Origin of the sequence: Shewanella sp. FJAT-52076, from assembly GCF_019457455.1 — a bacterium.
GTDB classification, from domain to species: Bacteria; Pseudomonadota; Gammaproteobacteria; order Enterobacterales; family Shewanellaceae; genus Shewanella; species Shewanella zhangzhouensis.
Genome location: NZ_CP080415.1, coordinates 2,723,278 through 2,742,359 on the forward strand (window position 1 = coordinate 2,723,278; position 19,082 = coordinate 2,742,359).

Sequence of the window (19,082 nt, forward strand, 5' to 3'; positions counted from 1 at the left end):
ACTCCTTATCAGAAACCCAGGCTGGACAGCAGGTCATCGACTTCATCCTGACCAGTCACCACATCCTGACGAAGCTCGGCATTCATGATGGGGCCTTCCGCTTCTATGCTGCTGGTGCTCTTCTGGGTAACTTCTGTGGCTGGTTGCTCGCCAAAGACGGTCAACATTGACACCAGGCTATTCTCGACTTCACGAACCAAATCGATAACACGGCGGATCATCTGTCCGGTCAGATCCTGGAAGTCCTGCGCCATTAAAATCTGATTCAAAAGCTCGCGCAGTCTTTCTGAGTCCATGGCACTGCGATTCATCAGCTGCTGTACGTCATGGCACAGGCTTTTGAACTCAGTAATGTCGATATCACGCCGCATGAGCTTATCCCAGGCTGGCATGACGGTTTGAATATGGTTGATAAGGGCGTCAGCGAGAGGCAAACACTCTTCTACGGCATCCATGGTTTTATTGGCTGCCTGCTCCGTCATATCTATGACGTAGTTCAGTCGCTCTTTGGCGTCAGGAATGTCGATACTGGCCAGCTCCATCAGGCGACTGTCCAACTGAAAATCAACCAGCGCACTGTGTAATTGGCGGGTCAGCTTACCCACTTCGTCAAACAGCTCTTTCTGAATGGGGACCGCAAGGTCCCGCAGCAGTAAATCAGCCTTTTCCTGCTCACCTGCACTGAGGAGCGTGACGAGTTCCTGTGCCTGTTCGAGACTAATGAGCCCTGATGTGTTTGCCTGCATAGCTCATCCTTGCTCAACCAAGTCGTTCGAATATCTTGTCCAGCTTCTCTTTGAGTGTCGCAGCAGTAAAAGGCTTAACCACATAGCCATTTACGCCAGCCTGAGCGGCGGCAATAATCTGCTCACGCTTGGCTTCAGCGGTCACCATCAATACCGGAATATGCTTCAGGTTTTCATCGGCGCGAATCGCTTTGAGCAAATCGATACCCTGCATGCCCGGCATGTTCCAATCGGTAACCACAAAATCGAAATCACCCTTTTGCAGCATCGGCAAGGCGGTTGAGCCATCATCTGCTTCCTGGGTGTTATTAAACCCCAAGTCTCGCAACAAGTTCTTGATGATACGTCTCATTGTTGAAAAGTCGTCAACAATGAGAATCTTCATATTCTTGTCCAAGGTTTCCTCCGGTGAGCTGACACTCTAGCTGCTCAAATAATAATTTATACTTGTGTCCAATGCTTGAGCTTACCTTTGAGCCTGAGCATCGCCTGACTGTGGATCTGGCATACCCGCGACTCACTCACATCAAGAATGGCGCCTATTTCTTTTAAATTCAGTGCTTCATCGTAATAAAGTGATAACACCAGCGCGTCCCGCTCGGGTAACTGGCGAATGGCATCTGCCAAAGCCTGCTGGAACTGGTTCTGAGCCAGGTCATCATAAATGTCGTTGGTTTGTTCCCCGTCGGGAACCAGAACATCGTGTGATACGCCTAAATCTTCTATCCCTATGATTTTACCAACAGAAACATCATTGAGGATATGATGGTATTCCTCCATCGACATATCAAGTCTTTCGGCAATTTCTGTGTCCCGGGCATCACGTCCGAGCTCTTGTTCCAGTTCGTCTATCACCTGGGCGACTCTGCGCTGATTACGGTGAACAGAACGTGGAACCCAATCACCTTTCCGGATTTCATCCAGCATGGCACCACGAATTCGAATGCCAGCAAAGGTTTCAAACTTGGCGCCTTTGCCGCCGTCAAATTTGGCCGAAGCCTCGAGCAGGCCAATCATGCCCGCCTGCAGCAAGTCGTCCAACTGTACGGATGCTGGCAATCTGGCCAACATGTGGTGCGCGATTCTTTTAACCAGCGGTGCGTACTGTTCAACGATGGAGGTTTTACTCTCCATGGAGGTATACGCCGCGGCTTTATTCACTCGCTCTGTCCTCTTGATAATCGGGACGATGTACCAGCCGCTCTACGAAAAATTCGAGATGGCCACCGGGTTGCTGCGGAATAGGCCAACTCATCACCTTATTCGCCAGACCATGATAGGCTATGGCAGCAGGTGATTTGGGGTAAGCCTCTACAATCAATTTTTGCTTACGTACTGATTTTCGCAAGTTTTCATCGAAGGGAATGGTTGCAACCAATTCAAGAGCCACATCGAGAAAACGATCAGTCACCTTGCTGAGTTTAGCAAAAAGCTCCATGCCTTCGCGTAGGCTGCGAACCATATTTGCCACAATCTTGAACCTGAACACACCGTGCTCACGACTGAGGATTTTGATGAGTGCATAGGCATCTGTAATAGACGTAGGCTCATCACATACCACAACCAACACATCCTGAGCCGCACGGGAGAAACTGAGCACCATGTCGGAGATACCGGCTGCGGTATCGACAATAAGCACATCGAATTGGGTGCGCATTTCGCTGAAGGCCCGGATAAGACCTGCATGCTGCGCAGCGGTCAGCTCGACCATCGCCTGAGCACCCGACGTAGCGGGTACTATGCCTATGCCCTTGGGGCCACGCAGGATGATATCGTCCAGCTCGGCGTCCCCGGACAACACATGGGAGAGATTTTTTTCGGCACGCAGACCCAACATCACATCTACGTTGGCCAAGCCGAGGTCGGCATCCAGTACCAATACCCGCTTGCCCTTTTCTGCCAGAGCCACAGCCGTATTGATGGACACGCTGGTCTTGCCTACCCCACCTTTGCCGCCTGTCACGGCAATGACTTTTACTTTTTCGTTATATGGCTGATTCATCATACGTAAACCGCTTGCTTGATCACGGGTCATAGCTTTACTCGAACGCAAAGGTCGTGCTTTCCGACCACATATTGTTGTTGATGCCCTGATACTCAGGTTCATTCAGGGCATCAAGCGCCTGTCTTGCCAACGCCAGGGTGTCTGCGACTTTCATATCTTCAGGAACTCTTTGTCCATCAGTCACATAACTCAGTGGCAGCCCACTCTGGATAAGTACGCTTAATGCGCCGGCCAGAGAAACAGATTCATCCAGTTTGGTCAGTACAGCGCCGGATAAAGGGATGCGCTGGAAGTGTTTAACCGCATCCTGAAGCACACGACGTTGCGACGTTGCTGACAATACCAGATAACTGCGGATCGGCAAGGCACTGTTAGCCGTTAAATTGTCTAATTGCTCCACCAGTCGCATATCTCGCTGTCCCATTCCGGCGGTATCTATCAATACTAGCTTGCGATTGCGCAGCTGATAAAGAATTTGTTGCAACTCATTGAGATCATGAGCTTGCTTAACAGGACATCCCATGATTTTGCCATAAGTTGCCAATTGCTCAAAGGCTCCAATGCGATAATGGTCGGTGGTGATCAGTGCAACCTGATCGGCGCCGTGATGAGCAGCAAATCGGGCCGCAATTTTGGCAATAGACGTGGTTTTACCAACACCGGTTGGGCCAACAAAGGCGACGACGCCACCACGCCTCACAATATCATCACCTTGATTATCAAGCATATTTGCCAAGCTTTGTGGCAAAGCCTTGACCAGTTCAGCCGGGCTGTAGTGCTGAGACAAGCCCGCCAGCTTAGCCGCCACAGCTGGAGAGAACTCAGCCTCCAGCAGGCGGGTTTCCAGCATGGCGCCCACAGGATCGGTACGATTTTTCTGTTCCATCATCAGGGAAGACACCTGATGGGTCAGCAAATTGCGCAGTGATGCCAGCTCTTCTTTCATGGCGTCCAGTTCAATTTGCTGGCGGCCTGGCGCACGGTTTTTCTCGGCATCCGGCGTAAAAGTGGCCTGACGGGGAGCATCTTTCATTTTGGGCGCAACCGGCGCTTCCAAACCACGGGCCCAGGCCGGCATGTCATCGGCTTCAACAGCTTGGCCCATTTGCTGGTTCATGCGGCTTTGCTGGCGCTCAAGCAGGGCCTGCAATGAGTCGGCCGGTGCCTCGTTAACTTTTTGACGGTTAGTCCGCACTGGCGCACGGCCACCCAGAGACACCTTATCGTCGCTTATGTCAAAAGGGTTGGGCGCAGCCACCTTGGCCTCAATCGAAGGCTTGGGTTCGTCATAATCAACCGCAGCCACGATCTCGATACCACCGGTGACTTTTTTATTGGACATGATTACAGCGTCAGCACCGAGGGTTTCTTTTACCTGAGCCAGAGCGGCACGCATATCTTTTGCAAAAAAACGTTTGATTTTCAATCTTTTATCCTCTTACTAACCCACGGCTGACACTATTCTAATCTGCTTTTCATCGGGGATTTCCTGGTAGGAAATGACCCTCAGGTTGGGAATGGTGTACTTCACAAAGCGCGACAGGGTCGAACGCAGCATTCCCGAGGTCAGCAGTATGGCGGGTTGGCCCACCATTTCCTGCCGCTGAGCGGCGTCAGCCAGTGACTGTTGCATCCGCTCGGCCAATCCGGGTTCGATGTTGGGACCATCGCCACCGGAAGCCTGCATCGACTGATGCAACATCTGTTCCAACTCTGGTGCCAAAGTTATGACAGGGATTTCCGCCTCAGGCCCGGCTATTTCTTGAACAATCATACGTTTAAGAGCGATACGCACCGCCGCTGTGAGCACTTCGGTGTCACCGGACTTGGTACCGTATTCCAGCAGTGTCTGCACAATGGTTCGCAGGTCACGCACCGACACCCCTTCGTTGAGCAGGTTCTGCATCACTTTCACCACGGTGCCGAGGGACATCACATCGGGGATAAAGCCGTCCACCAGCTTTGGCGAATGCTTGGCCAGAATATCCAGCAGTTGCTGTACTTCCTCGTAGCCGAGTAGCTTGGAGGCGTTGTTACTGAGGGTCTGACTGATGTGCGTTGCCACCACAGTGGCTGCATCAACCACGGTATAACCCAGCGTCTGGGCATGTTCACGCAGTTCCGGGGCAATCCAAACCGCTTCGAGTCCGAAGGCAGGGTCGCGGGTCGTTACACCATCGAGCTGCCCAAACACCTGTCCGGGATTAATGGCCAGTTCACAGTCGTGGCGGATTTCAGCCTCACCCACCACTACGCCCATCAGCGAGATGCGATAGGTGCTGGGAGCGAGATCCAAGTTGTCGCGGATGTGCACTGCGGGCACCAAAAAGCCCAGCTCCTGCGACAGTTTCTTACGCACGCCCTTGATACGGGACAAAAGCTCGCCGCCCTGCCCCTTATCCACCAGCGGGATCAGACGGTAGCCCACCTCAAGTCCAATGGTGTCCACATGGCGCACATCGTCCCAACCGAGCTCCTTGGGTGAATTATCCAGCTTCTCAACACTGCCGCTTGCCGCGGCTTCAAGGGCCTGCTGCTTACGCTTCTCGATGCGTTTATGCAGGAAATACGCGCCAGCGCCAGTGGCCACCGCGAAGGTTAAAAACGCCAGATGGGGCATGCCGGGCACTATGCCCATGATAAAGAGCACCCCTGCTGCGATGGCCAGCGACTTGGGATTGTCAAACATCTGACTCATCACCATGCCGCCCATGTCACCTTCTTCGTTCTGACGGGTCACCATCAGCGCCGCGGCAATGGAGAGCAGAAGCCCCGGGATCTGGGCCACCAGGCCGTCACCAATGGTCAGCAGAGTATAAATTTCTACTGCATCCATAAAGGCCAGATCGTGCTGCACCATACCGATAACAAAGCCGCCAAGGATGTTAATCACCAGGATCATGATCCCGGCGATAGCATCGCCTTTCACAAACTTGGACGCACCGTCCATGGCGCCGTAAAAATCGGCTTCCTTGGTCACTTCGGCGCGGCGGGTTCGGGCCTGTTCCTGATTGATAAGGCCAGCATTAAGGTCAGCATCAATGGCCATCTGTTTACCGGGCATGGCATCCAGAGTGAAGCGGGCGCTCACCTCGGAAATACGTCCCGCGCCCTTGGTGACCACGGCGAAGTTGATGATGATAAGGATTAAAAACACCACCAGACCCACGGCATAGTTGCCACCAATCACCACAGAGCCGAAGGCTTCAATCACCTTACCGGCAGCGTCGGCGCCATTGTGGCCTTCAAGCAGTACAACACGGGTAGAGGCAACGTTCAGCGCCAACCTCAGCAGCGTTGCCACCAGCAGAACTGTCGGGAAAGCAGCAAAATCCAGAGGCCTGTTGGTATAAATGGCAACCAGCAGCACCACCAGCGCCAGGGCAATGTTGAAGGAAAACAGGATATCGAGCAGAAACGCCGGCATTGGCAGCACTATCATTGCCAGGGCCGCAAGCACCAACGCCGGGGTACCAAGCCCCTGCAGGTTGGCCGGTTTCATTTTTTTGATTTGACCCAGTTGGCCCATGACATCCATCAGACGCTACCCAAAATTGACACTTTGGGCCTACAAAGCAAATTCCAAGCCAAATTAAGGGGCAACCTGAGATGCAGTAACGGACAATGTATTAACCGCTCAGTATTTAAACTCGTCGGGTATGGGTTGATTGAGTGGAATGGGTGTTGGCTTGCGGCCTCGGCCTTTACGGTATTGCCGAAGCTGGAACACATAGGCAAGTACCTGAGCCACTGCGGTAAAGAGACCTTCGGGAACTTGCTGATTGAGCTTGGTGGTGTGGTAAATCGCCCGCGCCAGTGGCGGCGCCGAGACAATGGCAATGTCGTATTCCCGGGCAATTTCGCGAATTTTAAAGGCCACGGCATCCACCCCTTTGGCCAGCACAAAGGGCGCTGGCGAACGTTTTGCATCGTACTTCAGGGCAACGGCAAAGTGCTCGGGGTTAACCACTATCACATCGGCCTTGGGCACTTCCGCCATCATACGGCGCATGGCGATTTCCCGCTGCATTTGACGAATGCGGCCTTTCACTTCGGGCTTACCTTCGGTGTCCTTGTACTCATCTTTGACCTCTTGTTTGGTCATTTTGAGCTGCTTCTTGTGGTTCCAAATTTGAAAAGGCACATCGATAACGGCGATGATGAGCATGGAACTGCACAGCAGCAGAAACATCCAGGTGAGTAAGTCCAGGGCATGGAACACATTGGAAGGTAAATGCTCGGCAGAGATCTGAATAATTTCCGGAAAGTAAAACGACAGCAGAAAATAGGCCGCCACCGCCACCACCGAAAACTTGGCCAGCCCTTTACCCAGCTCCATCAGCGCCTGCACACCAAACATGCGCTTAAAGCCCGCAAGTGGGCTCATTTTACTGGCCTTGGGCAGAATTCCGTTACTGGAGAAAATAATGCCGCCCAGCACTATGTTACCGGCAAAAGCCAGGGCAGCCAGCACCAGCACCAACCCCAGCACAGGCAATACCAGCTCCTTGGCAATGGGAACCCAGATGTTAAGCATGCTGTTGGTATCAAACACCTGCTCGCGACTTTGCACCATGGTCATGGTCATCACATTGTGCATTGCCTTGCCGAGGCTCGGGCCCAACATTAAAAAGCCAACGGCTGCGGCCAACAGCACGGCAGCCGTGCCCAGTTCTTTGGAGCGGGCGACCTGGCCTTTTTCTCTGGCCTGTTCAAGTCGCCTCCCCGTGGGCTCCTCTGTACGTTCCTGACTGGTATCGTTTTCTGCCATGTCAGTTCACCCGGCATTGAATATGGGTAATGTCACACAGCAACACCTGAGCCGCTTCCCATATCTCGCCGAAGTGGGACATGACAGGCGCCAGGGTTAACCAGAGGATAAAGAGGCCACTTATCATCACCACGGGGAAACCGATGGCGAAGATATTGAGCTGCGGTGCTGCCCGGGTCATGACACCGAATGACAGGTTAATCAGCAGCAGAGCGACGATTGCCGACAACGACATGGTCAGGGCCGCACCGAACATGTAGCTGCCCCACAGCGCGAGGCTATGATAATTGGCAAGGGTAATGCCGGTCATCGACACAGGCAGGGTATCAAAGCTCATCACCAACATGCGGATCATGGTGAGATGACCGTCCACGGCAAGGAAAATCAAAGTGGCGAGCAGGAGGAAGAAATTACCCAGCACAGGCGTTTGCTGCCCGGAGCCGGGGTCCACCATGAAAGAAAACCCCAGACTCGTCTGCATCCCTATGATTTGACCGGTAAGCACGAAAATCTGCAACATCATCAGCGCAATCAGTCCCATAGCAACCCCAATCAGGATTTGCTGGGCGCTGATAAAGACGGAACTCAGGGCAAACAGCTCGCCCTGGGGCATGGGCGGTAACATGGGGCTCACCGCAAAGGTCACGGCAACAGACAGCAGCAATCGCACCCGCACCGGTGTGGTGTTGGCACCAAACACCGGCATCACCATAAACATCGCGGAAATGCGAAACAAGGGCCAGGTATAGGCCTTGATAGTCTCCATCAGAGTATCAAGGAGAACGTCCATCACCCTACTACCGACGGAATGAGATGCACCATCTCCAAAAAGAAGTCCATCATGGTTCTCACCAGCCAATGCCCCGCCATCATCAACGCCAACAAGGTCACCAGCAGACGTGGCAGAAAGCTCAAAGTTTGTTCGTTAATAGAAGTCGCCGCCTGAAACACTGCCACAATCAGGCCAACGATGAGCCCCGGCACAATAATGACGGCCACCATCATTACTATCACCGCCAGCGCTTCGCGGAAGATATCAATCAGGGCTTCTGGAGTCATAGGCGTCAGGTACCAAAGCTGTTGGCCAGCGTGCCCATGACTAGGCTCCAACCATCCACCAACACAAACAGCATGATTTTAAAGGGCAATGACACAATCATTGGCGACAGCATCATCATCCCCATTGCCATCAGGATACTGGCGACCACCAGGTCGATAACCAAAAAGGGCACAAACAGCATAAAACCAATCTGGAAGGCGGTTTTCAGCTCGCTGGTAATAAAGGCAGGAATAATCACCGTCATGGGCGCTTCTTCGGGTGACTTGATGTTGTCATAACCGGCGATATTCACGAAGGTTTCCAAGTCGGTGATACGCACCTGCGACAACATAAAGGCTTTCAGCGGCTCTTTACCTCGCTCGAATGCCTGGTCGATGGGCAGGGTCTCTTCCATGTAGGGTTTCACGCCCTGCTCATAAATTTTATCGAACACAGGCGCCATGATGAAAAAGGTCATAAAGAGGCTCAGGCCAATCAGTACCTGATTCGAGGGCGCCTGCTGCAGACCGATGGCCTGCCTGAGCAATGACAGGGTAACTATGATGCGGGTAAAGGAGGTGAGCATGATGACCATGGCGGGCAAGAAGCTCAGCGCCGTCATCAGCATCAGAATTTGCAGTGTAACCGAGTATTGTGTGCCCCCATCCGGGGTGGTGGTGACTGTCACAGCAGGCAAGACACCATCCGCGCCGAAGGCCGGCAACGAGACCACGCCCGCCAACATCCAAAATAAAATCGCTAACACGCGGGTCATTTTTGGCCGTCCTTAGCCATTTTGAGGCGACTGGCAAAGGAGTCCTGGGTAATAGTCAAAGGCTCGTCCAGCTTGTCTATCAGGGTTATCTGCGATGCAGTCACGCCAAGGAGATACTGTTTCTCTCCTACCTGGGCCAACACCAGCTTTTCACGCTGACCCAGTGGGGTTACCGCCAGCGTACGGACCACGTTGCCACCCGATGGCACCAGATTGAGCCTGCGCACGACATAAGCCAGTACAAAAATCACCGCGAGCACTAAAATCAGGCCGCCAATCATGCTGGCCAGGGTGGTGGCATAACCCGCAGAGCCGGCGACATCTGTGCCGGCAGAACCTGTGGATGCCAGTGAGAGTAGAGTTAAAGACACACAGGCTCCCTATTGTTTTACTTGAGCTTTTTGATTCGCTCGGTTTGACTTATCACATCAGTGAGGCGAATACCAAACTTATCGTTTACCACCACCACTTCGCCGTGAGCTATCAGGGTACCGTTAACCATGACATCCAGCGGCTCACCGGCCACGCGGTCGAGTTCAACCACTGAGCCCTGATTGAGCTGCAGCAGGTTGCGGATGCTGATATAGCTGCGTCCCACTTCCATGGAGATGGTCACTGGAATATCCAAAATGGCATCCAGCTTGGCAACTTCTTCACTGCTCAGAGGCTTGGTCTCGTCTTTAAGCTCTTCAAACTCGGCGGCCTTGGCTTCTTCCAGGGCCTGCTCGGCCATTGCTGCGGCCCAATCGTCTTCGGTATTCATCTCATATCACCTTAGAGGTCATTGATATCTCTGGCTTTGCCCTTTCGGGTCACCAATTGCAATTCGGTTTTCACTGTCTCTGGACGAGGGATCTTTTCACAGATTTTGAGTGCCAACTGCTCACGGGATTTACCCAGTTTGCAGCGATAAGTGGGCAGCTCTTCAATCTTCATCAACACATATTCAGGCAGCTCGACCGGTATCACATCGCCGGCCTGCATCTCCATAACGTCCCTCAGGCTTATCTGGTGCTCAACCACTGTGGCTTCAAAGCCTACTTCGACATCCATGATTTCATCCTTGAGCGCCTGGGACCAACGCATATCGGTATCCTGCTTGTCGCTCTGAACACCGGCATCCAGCAGTTCTCGGATAGGCTCAATCATGGAGTAAGGCATGGTGATGTGAAAATCACCGCCACCGCCATCCACTTCGATGTGGAAGGAGTTCACGACCACCACTTCCGTGGGGCTGACGATATTCGCCATAGCAGGGTTCACTTCAGAGTCGAGGTAATCAAACTCAACATCCATTACCGGCGCCCAGGCGTCTTTATAATCTTCGAAGATGATTTTCAGCAGCAGCTGCACGATGCGCCGCTCTGTCGGGGTAAATTCGCGACCTTCAATTTTGGCGTGGAAGCGGCCATCGCCGCCAAAAAAGTTGTCCACCAAAATAAACACCAACCGGGCTTCCATGGTGATAAGTGCGGTGCCTTTCAGCGGTTGAAATCGCACCATGTTCAGGCTGGTTGGCACAAACAGGGTATGAACGTATTCGCCAAACTTGAGCATCTGCACGCCGTTAATGGACACCTCGGCGGCGCGACGCATCATGTTGAACATGCTTATGCGCAAATGGCGGGCAAATCGCTCGTTAACGATTTCCAGCGTTGGCATCCGGCCACGAACGATTCTGTCCTGGGAAGAGAAGTCGTAGGAGCGCGCCGAAGCACCGGCCTCACTGACCTCTTCTTCTTCAACATCATCCACGCCATGAAGGAGGGCATCAATTTCGTCTTGGCTAAGTAAATCCGTCACAATCTTGCCTTATTCAATTGATAGCAATAACACCTGTGTTATTGCATCACAAAACCGGTAAAGAGGACCTTTTCAACCACTTTGCGACCGGTAACGGGTTGCAGGGTATTTTGCACGTTCAGCAGCGCCAGCTGTCTGAGCTCGTCCTTCCCCGCCTGGGTCGACAGCTTTTGTACATCGCCACCACTGAATGTGGTCAGCAAGGCATCTTCAATCAGGGGGATGTGTTTTTTGATAAGCACATCATCGTCGGCGCCGCGCACCATCAGCTGCACCTTGATTTCCACCAGGCGGCTACGTGGTTGGCCGGGCAGATTGAACAAAAAGGGTCTGGGCATGGCCACATAAAAAGCTTCACGTGAATTTGACTCGGCTGAAGCCACGGCTGTGCCAGCTGCTTCAGTTGCCGTATCACCGGCCACAGGTTCAGGGTCGCTGCTGCCCAAAAACAGCCAGGCACCCACGCCCAGCAGTGCGGCTACGACCACCCCGATAATGATGAAAAGGCCTTTCTTACTTTTTTTAGCACTGGTGTCTTCCAGTTGTAGGGACTCTTCTTCTGCCATCTTGGCTTATCCTTTTTGCTCTGCACCCGGGTGCATCAAGGCTCATTCAAGCCTGAACTAAACAAGTGTCTATAGGTTACCTGCTTAAGCGTAATAATCTATACCCGAGCTATAACTTGTTGTCTGATTTGCGCTTAATTGTAACTCTTCTGCTGGAAATTCATCCATGGTCACAAACTGGCTGCCTTCCGGGGCATCCTGGCGTTCGCGGCCATCGCCACGACGCTCATGGGATACCTGTCCATCGGTCAACTCCATCCCCTGCTGAGCCAGCAGCTCTCTTAATCTCGGCATCGCCTGCTCGACTACATCTTTGGTTTGTTGAGCGTTAACGTGGAACTGAACCTGGGTTTCATTACCCTGCACCTGAATGCGAACCATCATGGAGCCAAGCTCAGGTGGATCCAGACGGATTTCAGCCTGTTGTATGCCGTCCCTGACCATGGCGATAAGCTGGGTATGCATAACGGGAGCAAATCGGGCAACCATGTCCGGCTGTGTCATGGGCCGCTCTTGCGCTGTGCGCAGCGACATAGTCATGGCAGGTGTCTCGTGGATGCGGCTACTGTGCTGCTGGGATGGCTGCTTAATGTCGGCAACAGACTCGATTGAAGCCTGGCCCTTGGTATCCATGGCAGGCAGCTCCGGTTTAAGGTTGTTGTCTGCCGCACGGCTGGCGGCCTCCACTGATTTAAACGACAGCGCCTCGTTGACCGTGTCCTGTGGCTCGCCGCTGACCTTGGTTGAGGCATCAGCGCCTGCCAGCGGTGTTATGCCAGAAACGCCTTTGTTTCCAAGGTCGCCCTGCTCTTTCCCTGCCACAGGGTCAGTCGCCAACCCCTGAGCGGCCCCCAATGCGCGGGTAAATGCCTGCCCGGCGTCACCCTTTTTCCCGTCCGTCTCAGCGCGGAAGGTCTCAATTGTCACAGCCTCAGAGCTGGCAACCTCAGCGGAACCAGCCATAGTCTTACCGGCGGAAAAAGCATTATCCAACTCGGGATCACCGCCAACGCGCGACATGGCCACATCCAATCCCCGCGCCTGATCGGGAGCAAGATTGGCGGCCTTATTCAGCGCAGCTTCGGCTGAACTGACACCTTGCCTGACATCAGCTGCATGTTCTGACGGGTTTTCAGCGGACACATTCGGCTGCGCCGGCGTACCAAGAAGAGTTTGCATCAACAACGCGACCTGATTTCCGGCGTCGTTATCCGTGTCAGCACCCGACGCATCGGCTTGCAGCAACAAAGCCAAGCCCTCTTTCAGGGTGGGATTATCTGCCATCAATGTGTTAAATGCGCTTTCATCCAGCGCCATGAGCGCCGACAAAGACATGCCAAGCTCGGATGCAATTTGCTCTCTCTCCCACTCATCCGCCTGTTTCATCAGGGCGCTGAAACGTAAAAACAGCGCGTCTGCTGCAATTTCCACGGATGCATCATCGATAACATCAACCATGGCCACCGGTATTTCTGACGCTGCCGCTTCCGGCGGCAAGGCTTCGCCGCCTTTGACGGCAGTCTTATCGGCGGCAAATTGACGGGAAAATTGAATTTGGGCCAGTACGGAAGACACGCCATCACCATGGGCATCACCATTGACCTCACCGCCTTCTGCCTTGGAGACGGCATCAGCGGCGTTGTCCGATTTCGAGCCTTTGACCTGCAAACTCTTTGCGGAAGATTCTTCGTAAGCAACTGTTTTTGAAATGATAGAGTCAAAATCAACACCTTCAGCCGAGGTGCCGGATGATTCAGGATTGGCTGGACCGGTAGCGGCACCAGCCGAACCCAAAAGCACATTGAGGATCTGTTGCATCAGTGGTTCTCCCGCATTGTCTTGGGCACGCCGTGCCAGCCAAAACAGCATCGATTGGGACTAAGTCTATGAGTATGACTGGATTCCAGCAAATGCCATGCCAATCGTACGGCCATCTGGTTACTGTGCTTATCCCGCCCCTTGCTTAGCCGGGCTAGTGTGAGCCTTTGCGAATAAATTGCTGCATGGCAAACTCATCCAGCAATTTTTGCTCAAGCCTCGCCTCTTTGGTTTCCCGTTTGTCAGCCTTATGCTTGAGCAGCAGCTCTACCGCCTTACGCTTTTGCTGTTTCTCCAGCCAATGGCGGCGCCTGTGCTCCAACTGGCTTTCTGCGCCGGTCACACTTTGCACCTGTTGGCCTATCGCCTGGTCGATTTGTTTAATAAACCGATGAAACTGCTGGTAGTAGCTGGCGCTGATGTTCTTACCTTCCTGGCCGGAAAGTTGACGCATATAGTCGAGTCGGTATTGATTGAGGGCATCCAGTTGCTGTTTCAGGCGACCGAGCTCCAGCTGTGCGCTGCGAAGTTGCAGCGCCGCCTGCTCCTCGGCATCCTGTGCCAGTTTCAAAACAGTCTGCAGCGGATCGGGGCGCGCCATGGATTAGCCCTTACACTGAGCGGCAATTTGGCCAAGCATGGTTTCACTGTCGGACAGACTGATGGCATCACGCATCCCCTGACGCAGAAAAGCATTCATGGCTGGCTGCAAGCGAATGGCATTGTCGATGCGTGGGTCGCTGCCGGCGGCATAGGCACCGATGGAGATCAGGTCGCGATTTTGCTGATAGAGAGAATAAGTTTGTTTAACCCGCCGCATCGCTTCCAGGTGTGCCGGGCTGATGACCATGGGAGCAACCCGGCTGATGGAGGCTTCAATATCAATGGCGGGATAGTGGCCTGAGTCAGCCAAGGTGCGTGACAGCACTATATGACCATCCAGAATGGCGCGGGCCGCATCGGCAATGGGGTCCTGCAAATCGTCCCCTTCGGTCAATACCGTGTAAAACGCGGTAATGGAGCCCTGCCCCGGTCCACCATTGCCGGCCCGTTCGACGAGCCTTGGCAGTTTGGCAAACACAGATGGCGGATACCCCTTGGTTGCCGGAGGCTCTCCCACTGCCAGGGCAATCTCACGCTGCGCCTGAGCATAACGGGTCAGACTATCCATCAGCAGCAGCACATTAAATCCCAAATCGCGGAAGTATTCGGCGATACGGGTAGAGGTTTCACAGGCGCGAAGACGCATCAAGGGCGATGTATCGGCGGGAGCCGCGACTACCACTGAGCGGGCACGCCCTTCGCTCCCCAGGATTTCCTCAATAAATTCTTTCACTTCCCGGCCCCGCTCGCCGACCAGCCCCACCACAATCACATCGGCCGTGGTGCCGCGGGTCATCATGCCAAGTAGCACCGACTTACCCACGCCCGAACCGGCAAAGAGCCCCATGCGCTGGCCCTTGCCGACAGTCAACATGGCGTTGATGGCACGAATACCCACATCAAGGGGCTCGTGAATGGGTCGGCGTGCAAGTGGATTAATGGCAGGGCCATGGCGCGGAGCTATGTCTGTAGTGCCCAAAGGCCCTAGACCATCGAGGGGCTCACCGCCGCCATCCAGCACTCGGCCCAGCAGCGACATCCCCACATGGATACCGGTTTGCTCACCCAATGGCCTAACCCTGGCGCCGGGCAGCACGCCCTTTAATTCTTCAATGGGCATCAAATACAGCAGGTTTTCATCAAAACCGACTACTTCGGCAATCAGTTCGCCACCCATGGTGTCGATGGCACAGAGACTGCCGACGGGGGCTCGGCACCCACTGGCTTCCAGTGTCAGCCCCACCACACGCACCAGTTGACCTTCGGCCACAGGACGATTGACCGGCAAAGATTGCCGTAGCTGACGCAGGTTATTCAGCAGGTGGTGGCGACGATTTATCATCCCCCCGCTCCTCTTCAGCCCCCTTTACCCCATCCGTATGACCTGGCTCAGCGGCCGAGCTCTGAGCTTGTTGCTGCAATACCTGCGCTTCACGCTCCAGCGTTTCATGACGCTCTATCGGCGCCGCCAATACTGCCGCAATCCGGTTTTCCAGCCGCATATCCACCCGGGAACGCTGACTGTCTATCACCAGCTCGCCACGCGCCAGAAGCGGGTCGCTCTCCAACTGCCATAGTTTACGGGTGAGTTCATCGGGGCCATACAGGCTGCTGACCAGGGTAACGTCTTCCGGATTGAGCCGGATTTTAACTTGCTGCTCTTTCAATGGCAGGCAATCAACCCCTTCACGTAATGCTGCAAGTACATGTTCGGGATGTGTTTTTAACTCGTGCTGCAGAATTTGCCTTGCCAATCCCATGGCGAGGGAAAGCAGTTCCTGCTCAATTTCGTTATCCAGTACCGCCATGGGGGCGGCGAACTGCTCAATCAGGCCTTCAAAGCGGCTAATCAATCGGGCGGCGTCTTCCAATCCCCGTGCCATTCCCTGCTCATGGCCCTGACGTACGCCTTCTTCGTGACCTTCTTTCAAGCCCTGTAATCGACCGGCCTCCAACCCCTGAGCCAAGCCTTCCGCATGACCTGCCGCCAGGCCTTCCTGTTCGGCCTCGGCACGTATCGCCTCTATTTCGGCCAGCGTGGGCGGACGGATTTCCTCTTCTTCCTGAGGCACAAAGGTTTGCCCCGGACGCCTGCCCAGCAAGTTGGCCGGCGCCTCTTCCCGCGCAGAGGACATATCAGGTAATCGCCAGTGAGCGAATTCGTCCTGCTCCTCAGCGCGCAATATGTTTTTGGGGCGTTTGCTGTCAGTCATCAGATGAACTCTTCACCGCCGCCACCACCGAGCATGATTTCACCGGCATCGGACAGGCGTCTTGCAATGGACAGAATTTCCTTCTGAGCCAATTCCACTTCACTGATACGGATTGGGCCCATGGCTTCCAGATCGTCACGCAGCAGCTCTGCCGCGCGCTTGGACATATTACCGAGGATCTTGTCTTTAAGCGGCTCGTCGGCTCCCTTGAGCGCCTTCATCAGCACATCCTGCTGCACTTCACGCAGCAAGGTTTGGATACCACGGTCGTCCACATCAATAAGGTTCTCGAAGACAAACATCAGATCCTGAATTTGCTGCGCCATTTCTTCGTCAGTTTCGCGCATGGTTTCCATGAGCTGACTTTCGATGGCAGTATCCAGGTAGTTCATGATGTTGGCAGCCGCCTTCAGGCCACCCATCTTGGCCGCCTGAGCACCACCCTGACCGGCAAATTGTTTCTCCATGATGTCGTTCAGCTCCTGTAAAGCAGCAGGCTGCACTTCTTCGAGGTTAGCAATCCGCATCAACAGATCCAGACGGGTGTTTTCCGGGAACTGAGAGAAAATCTCCGCGGCCTGATCCGGCTCGAGATAGGAGAGCACGATGGTTTGAATTTGCGGGTGCTCGTTCTGGATAATGGTGGCTACCTGACGGGCGTCCATCCACTTCAGTGAATCCAGGCCCTTGGCACCACTGCCCATGATGATCTGTTCAATCAGATTGCCGGCCTTGTCTTCACCCAGGGCCGCTGTCAGCGCCTTACGGACAAACTCTTCGCTGTTAAAGCCGATGGAGGAGAATTTCTGAATGTCATCCAGAAATTGCTTGTGTACCGCGATGACTTTTTCCTGACCGAAGTCTTCCAGCGCGGCCATGGCCATCCCCACTTTTTGCACCTGTTTGGGCTCCAGGTGCTTGAGGATAGAGGCAGCATCGGCCTCACTCAGACTCAGCAGCAGAATGGCCGTTTTTTCAACGCCGCTTAAATTGCTGACTTTGAAACCGGATTCGGATTTTTCTTTATTTTCAGCCATTGTCCTGTTGCAACCAATTCTTCACGACTTGAGTGGAAAGCTCAGGTTCGTTGGCAACCAGAGCACGGATAGCCTTAATCATATCATCATCTTTGTGCAGATTCGGGATGAGAATCGAGCCGTCGTCTGCATAGCTGTATTCAGCATCGCTGGCGTTGAGCATACCCAGAGTGTCTGCGGCAAACTGATCTTCAATCTCTGCCAGTTCATGACCCAGGCGGCCATCATCAGGCATATCGACTTTGTCGGTAAGCAGCAGTTTCTTCAGCAGTGGGCGCACAACAAAGAGGATGAGCACCAGGATGGCCAGAGAGCCGGAAGCCAGTTTCATGGCCTTCCAGAACCAGGGTTGCTCCCACATTGGCAGCTCTGGCACTTCCTCAACCAGCTGATCCATAAAGGGTACAGTGACGACTTCGATGCTGTCGCCGCGCTGACCACTGAACCCCACAGCGCCTTCAAGCAGACGACGAATATTGGCAAGCTCGGCCTCTGTGCGGGCAACACGATTGACCTGACCTTCTGTATTGGCTTCACCGGTTTTGTAGTCCACCGCCACGGATACACTCACGCGGCGCACCACGCCAACCTGTTGACGGGTATGGCTGACGGTGGTGTCCAGCTCGTAGTTACGGGTTGCCTCACGATGTGAGTTGCCACTTGCCTGGGCCTTGTCCTGCGCTTCCTGCAGGGTTTGAGGAATGTTTGACTCCATCGGCGGCTGATTCGACAGCGCACCGGGGATACCCATGTTGGCTTCACCGTTGGTTTGGGTTTCCAGGGTCATTTCGCTGCGCACCGCAGGCAGATCAGGGTTGAAACGCTTGGACGTTTGTTCCACGGCAGTAAAGTCCATGGTCACATCCACCTGGGAGGTGTAATTTTCCGGCCCCAAAATGGGCATCAGTATGGCATCAACCTTGGCGCGGTATTCGGCTTCTTTTTGTTTGACGAGCTCGAGCTCACGGCGGGCACGGGCGGAAGCGCCGTCCTGACTGCCGGAGTTCAGCAAACGACCGTTGGAGTCGGTTACCGTCACCCGGGTAGGCTCGAGCCCCTGTACGGCGGACGCCACTATATCGACTATGGCATCCACTTCTTCCTGCCCGAGACCGCCACGACGACTGGTGACCACCACGGTGGCACTGGCCTTGGACTGGTTACGGGCAAACACGTTTTCTTTGGGCAGTGCCAGAATCACCTTGGCGCGGCTGACGCTTTTCAGCTCTTCGATGGTGCGGGCAAGATTTTGCTCCTGGCTGTGTTTGAGTCTGGCCTGCTCCAGACGTTGACTCACGCCAAAGCCCATGTCCTGACTCAGAAAATCCTGATTGGTGGTACTGGCAGCATCCACACCGTTACGGCTCAGCAGCAGCCGAATGTCCTGATACTTGTCTTCGGGGACCCGCAGCACATCAAAATCCACCTGATAGGGAATTTTGTTTTTGTCGAGCACATCCAGCACCTGGATCATTTCCTGGGCTTCAAACTTACCCAATGGGCGGTATTCGGGTTCCTGTGCCCACATCATCACAAACACCGCCAATGCCAAACAGATGGCAAGGGCCAGGATCATAGTGACCTGTCTAAGCATGTCGGCGCCACCGAGGTTACCCAGCACCCCGGATTTATTTTCCTGCTGTACACCGCTCATGCCGCTGTCGGTGCTGACAATCATATCTGTGCTCACGTTCAGTATCCTTCAG

At 54.0% G+C, this 19,082-nt stretch carries 20 protein-coding genes; all 20 read right to left on the reverse strand.

Going from position 1 to position 19,082, the window contains the following annotated elements:
- Positions 1–8 precede the first annotated feature (8 nt).
- The 20 genes from K0H79_RS11870 to fliF all read right to left on the reverse strand — a co-directional run bounded on the left by K0H79_RS11870 (position 9) and on the right by fliF (position 19,054).
- On the reverse strand, positions 9–746 hold the full coding sequence (locus tag K0H79_RS11870) for a protein phosphatase CheZ (protein ID WP_011760391.1): 738 nt from the start codon (positions 744–746) through the stop codon (positions 9–11).
- Between the two features lie 13 nt (positions 747–759).
- Positions 760–1,143: a chemotaxis response regulator CheY gene (gene cheY, locus K0H79_RS11875; protein ID WP_011760392.1), complete on the reverse strand. Its 384-nt coding sequence runs from the start codon at positions 1,141–1,143 to the stop codon at positions 760–762.
- 44 nt (positions 1,144–1,187) lie between these two features.
- Positions 1,188–1,907, reverse strand: coding sequence for an RNA polymerase sigma factor FliA (locus tag K0H79_RS11880; protein ID WP_220064995.1), 720 nt, complete (start codon positions 1,905–1,907; stop codon positions 1,188–1,190).
- On the reverse strand, positions 1,900–2,781 hold the full coding sequence (locus K0H79_RS11885) for a MinD/ParA family protein (RefSeq protein WP_258405380.1): 882 nt from the start codon (positions 2,779–2,781) through the stop codon (positions 1,900–1,902). The genes K0H79_RS11880 and K0H79_RS11885 overlap by 8 nt, the downstream gene beginning before the upstream one ends.
- Before the next feature lie 4 nt (positions 2,782–2,785).
- The gene (gene flhF, locus K0H79_RS11890; protein ID WP_220075944.1) at positions 2,786–4,177 is read right to left on the reverse strand and encodes a flagellar biosynthesis protein FlhF; all 1,392 of its coding nucleotides are present in this window, start codon (positions 4,175–4,177) and stop codon (positions 2,786–2,788) included.
- Positions 4,178–4,192: 15 nt separating this feature from the next.
- Positions 4,193–6,289 carry a flagellar biosynthesis protein FlhA gene (gene flhA / locus K0H79_RS11895; protein ID WP_220075945.1) on the reverse strand — a complete coding sequence of 699 codons (2,097 nt, stop codon included), beginning with the start codon at positions 6,287–6,289 and terminating at the stop codon, positions 4,193–4,195.
- Positions 6,290–6,388: 99 nt separating this feature from the next.
- Positions 6,389–7,522 carry a flagellar biosynthesis protein FlhB gene (gene flhB, locus K0H79_RS11900; RefSeq protein WP_220075946.1) on the reverse strand — a complete coding sequence of 378 codons (1,134 nt, stop codon included), beginning with the start codon at positions 7,520–7,522 and terminating at the stop codon, positions 6,389–6,391.
- Position 7,523: 1 nt separating this feature from the next.
- Complete coding sequence (gene fliR, locus K0H79_RS11905; protein WP_220075947.1) at positions 7,524–8,312, reverse strand: flagellar biosynthetic protein FliR; 789 nt, start codon at positions 8,310–8,312, stop codon at positions 7,524–7,526.
- Entirely contained in the window at positions 8,312–8,581 is a 270-nt protein-coding gene (fliQ, locus tag K0H79_RS11910; protein ID WP_220064999.1) for a flagellar biosynthesis protein FliQ, read from the reverse strand. Before fliQ ends, fliR begins: the two co-directional genes overlap by 1 nt.
- Positions 8,582–8,586: 5 nt before the next feature.
- The gene (fliP, locus tag K0H79_RS11915) at positions 8,587–9,306 is read right to left on the reverse strand and encodes a flagellar type III secretion system pore protein FliP (RefSeq protein WP_258405540.1); all 720 of its coding nucleotides are present in this window, start codon (positions 9,304–9,306) and stop codon (positions 8,587–8,589) included.
- Positions 9,307–9,332: 26 nt separating this feature from the next.
- Positions 9,333–9,686, reverse strand: coding sequence for a flagellar biosynthetic protein FliO (gene fliO, locus K0H79_RS11920; RefSeq protein ID WP_258405541.1), 354 nt, complete (start codon positions 9,684–9,686; stop codon positions 9,333–9,335).
- A 38-nt stretch (positions 9,687–9,724) separates the two neighbouring features.
- Entirely contained in the window at positions 9,725–10,099 is a 375-nt protein-coding gene (gene fliN, locus K0H79_RS11925) for a flagellar motor switch protein FliN (protein WP_220065002.1), read from the reverse strand.
- Positions 10,100–10,110: 11 nt separating this feature from the next.
- Complete coding sequence (gene fliM, locus K0H79_RS11930) at positions 10,111–11,139, reverse strand: flagellar motor switch protein FliM (protein WP_011760403.1); 1,029 nt, start codon at positions 11,137–11,139, stop codon at positions 10,111–10,113.
- A 38-nt stretch (positions 11,140–11,177) separates the two neighbouring features.
- A complete protein-coding gene (fliL, locus tag K0H79_RS11935) occupies positions 11,178–11,705 on the reverse strand; it encodes a flagellar basal body-associated protein FliL (protein WP_220065004.1) in 528 nt (175 codons plus the stop codon).
- An 84-nt stretch (positions 11,706–11,789) separates the two neighbouring features.
- Positions 11,790–13,523 carry a flagellar hook-length control protein FliK gene (locus K0H79_RS11940; protein WP_220075949.1) on the reverse strand — a complete coding sequence of 578 codons (1,734 nt, stop codon included), beginning with the start codon at positions 13,521–13,523 and terminating at the stop codon, positions 11,790–11,792.
- A 154-nt stretch (positions 13,524–13,677) separates the two neighbouring features.
- A complete protein-coding gene (gene fliJ, locus K0H79_RS11945) occupies positions 13,678–14,124 on the reverse strand; it encodes a flagellar export protein FliJ (protein WP_220075950.1) in 447 nt (148 codons plus the stop codon).
- Between the two features lie 3 nt (positions 14,125–14,127).
- A complete protein-coding gene (gene fliI, locus K0H79_RS11950) occupies positions 14,128–15,468 on the reverse strand; it encodes a flagellar protein export ATPase FliI (protein ID WP_220065007.1) in 1,341 nt (446 codons plus the stop codon).
- Positions 15,437–16,339, reverse strand: a complete 903-nt coding sequence (fliH, locus tag K0H79_RS11955) for a flagellar assembly protein FliH (RefSeq protein ID WP_220075951.1) — start codon at positions 16,337–16,339, stop codon at positions 15,437–15,439. Before fliH ends, fliI begins: the two co-directional genes overlap by 32 nt.
- On the reverse strand, positions 16,339–17,376 hold the full coding sequence (gene fliG / locus K0H79_RS11960) for a flagellar motor switch protein FliG (RefSeq protein WP_011760409.1): 1,038 nt from the start codon (positions 17,374–17,376) through the stop codon (positions 16,339–16,341). Before fliG ends, fliH begins: the two co-directional genes overlap by 1 nt.
- Positions 17,369–19,054, reverse strand: a complete 1,686-nt coding sequence (fliF, locus tag K0H79_RS11965) for a flagellar basal-body MS-ring/collar protein FliF (protein WP_220067900.1) — start codon at positions 19,052–19,054, stop codon at positions 17,369–17,371. Before fliF ends, fliG begins: the two co-directional genes overlap by 8 nt.
- Between the last annotated feature and the right edge of the window lie 28 nt (positions 19,055–19,082).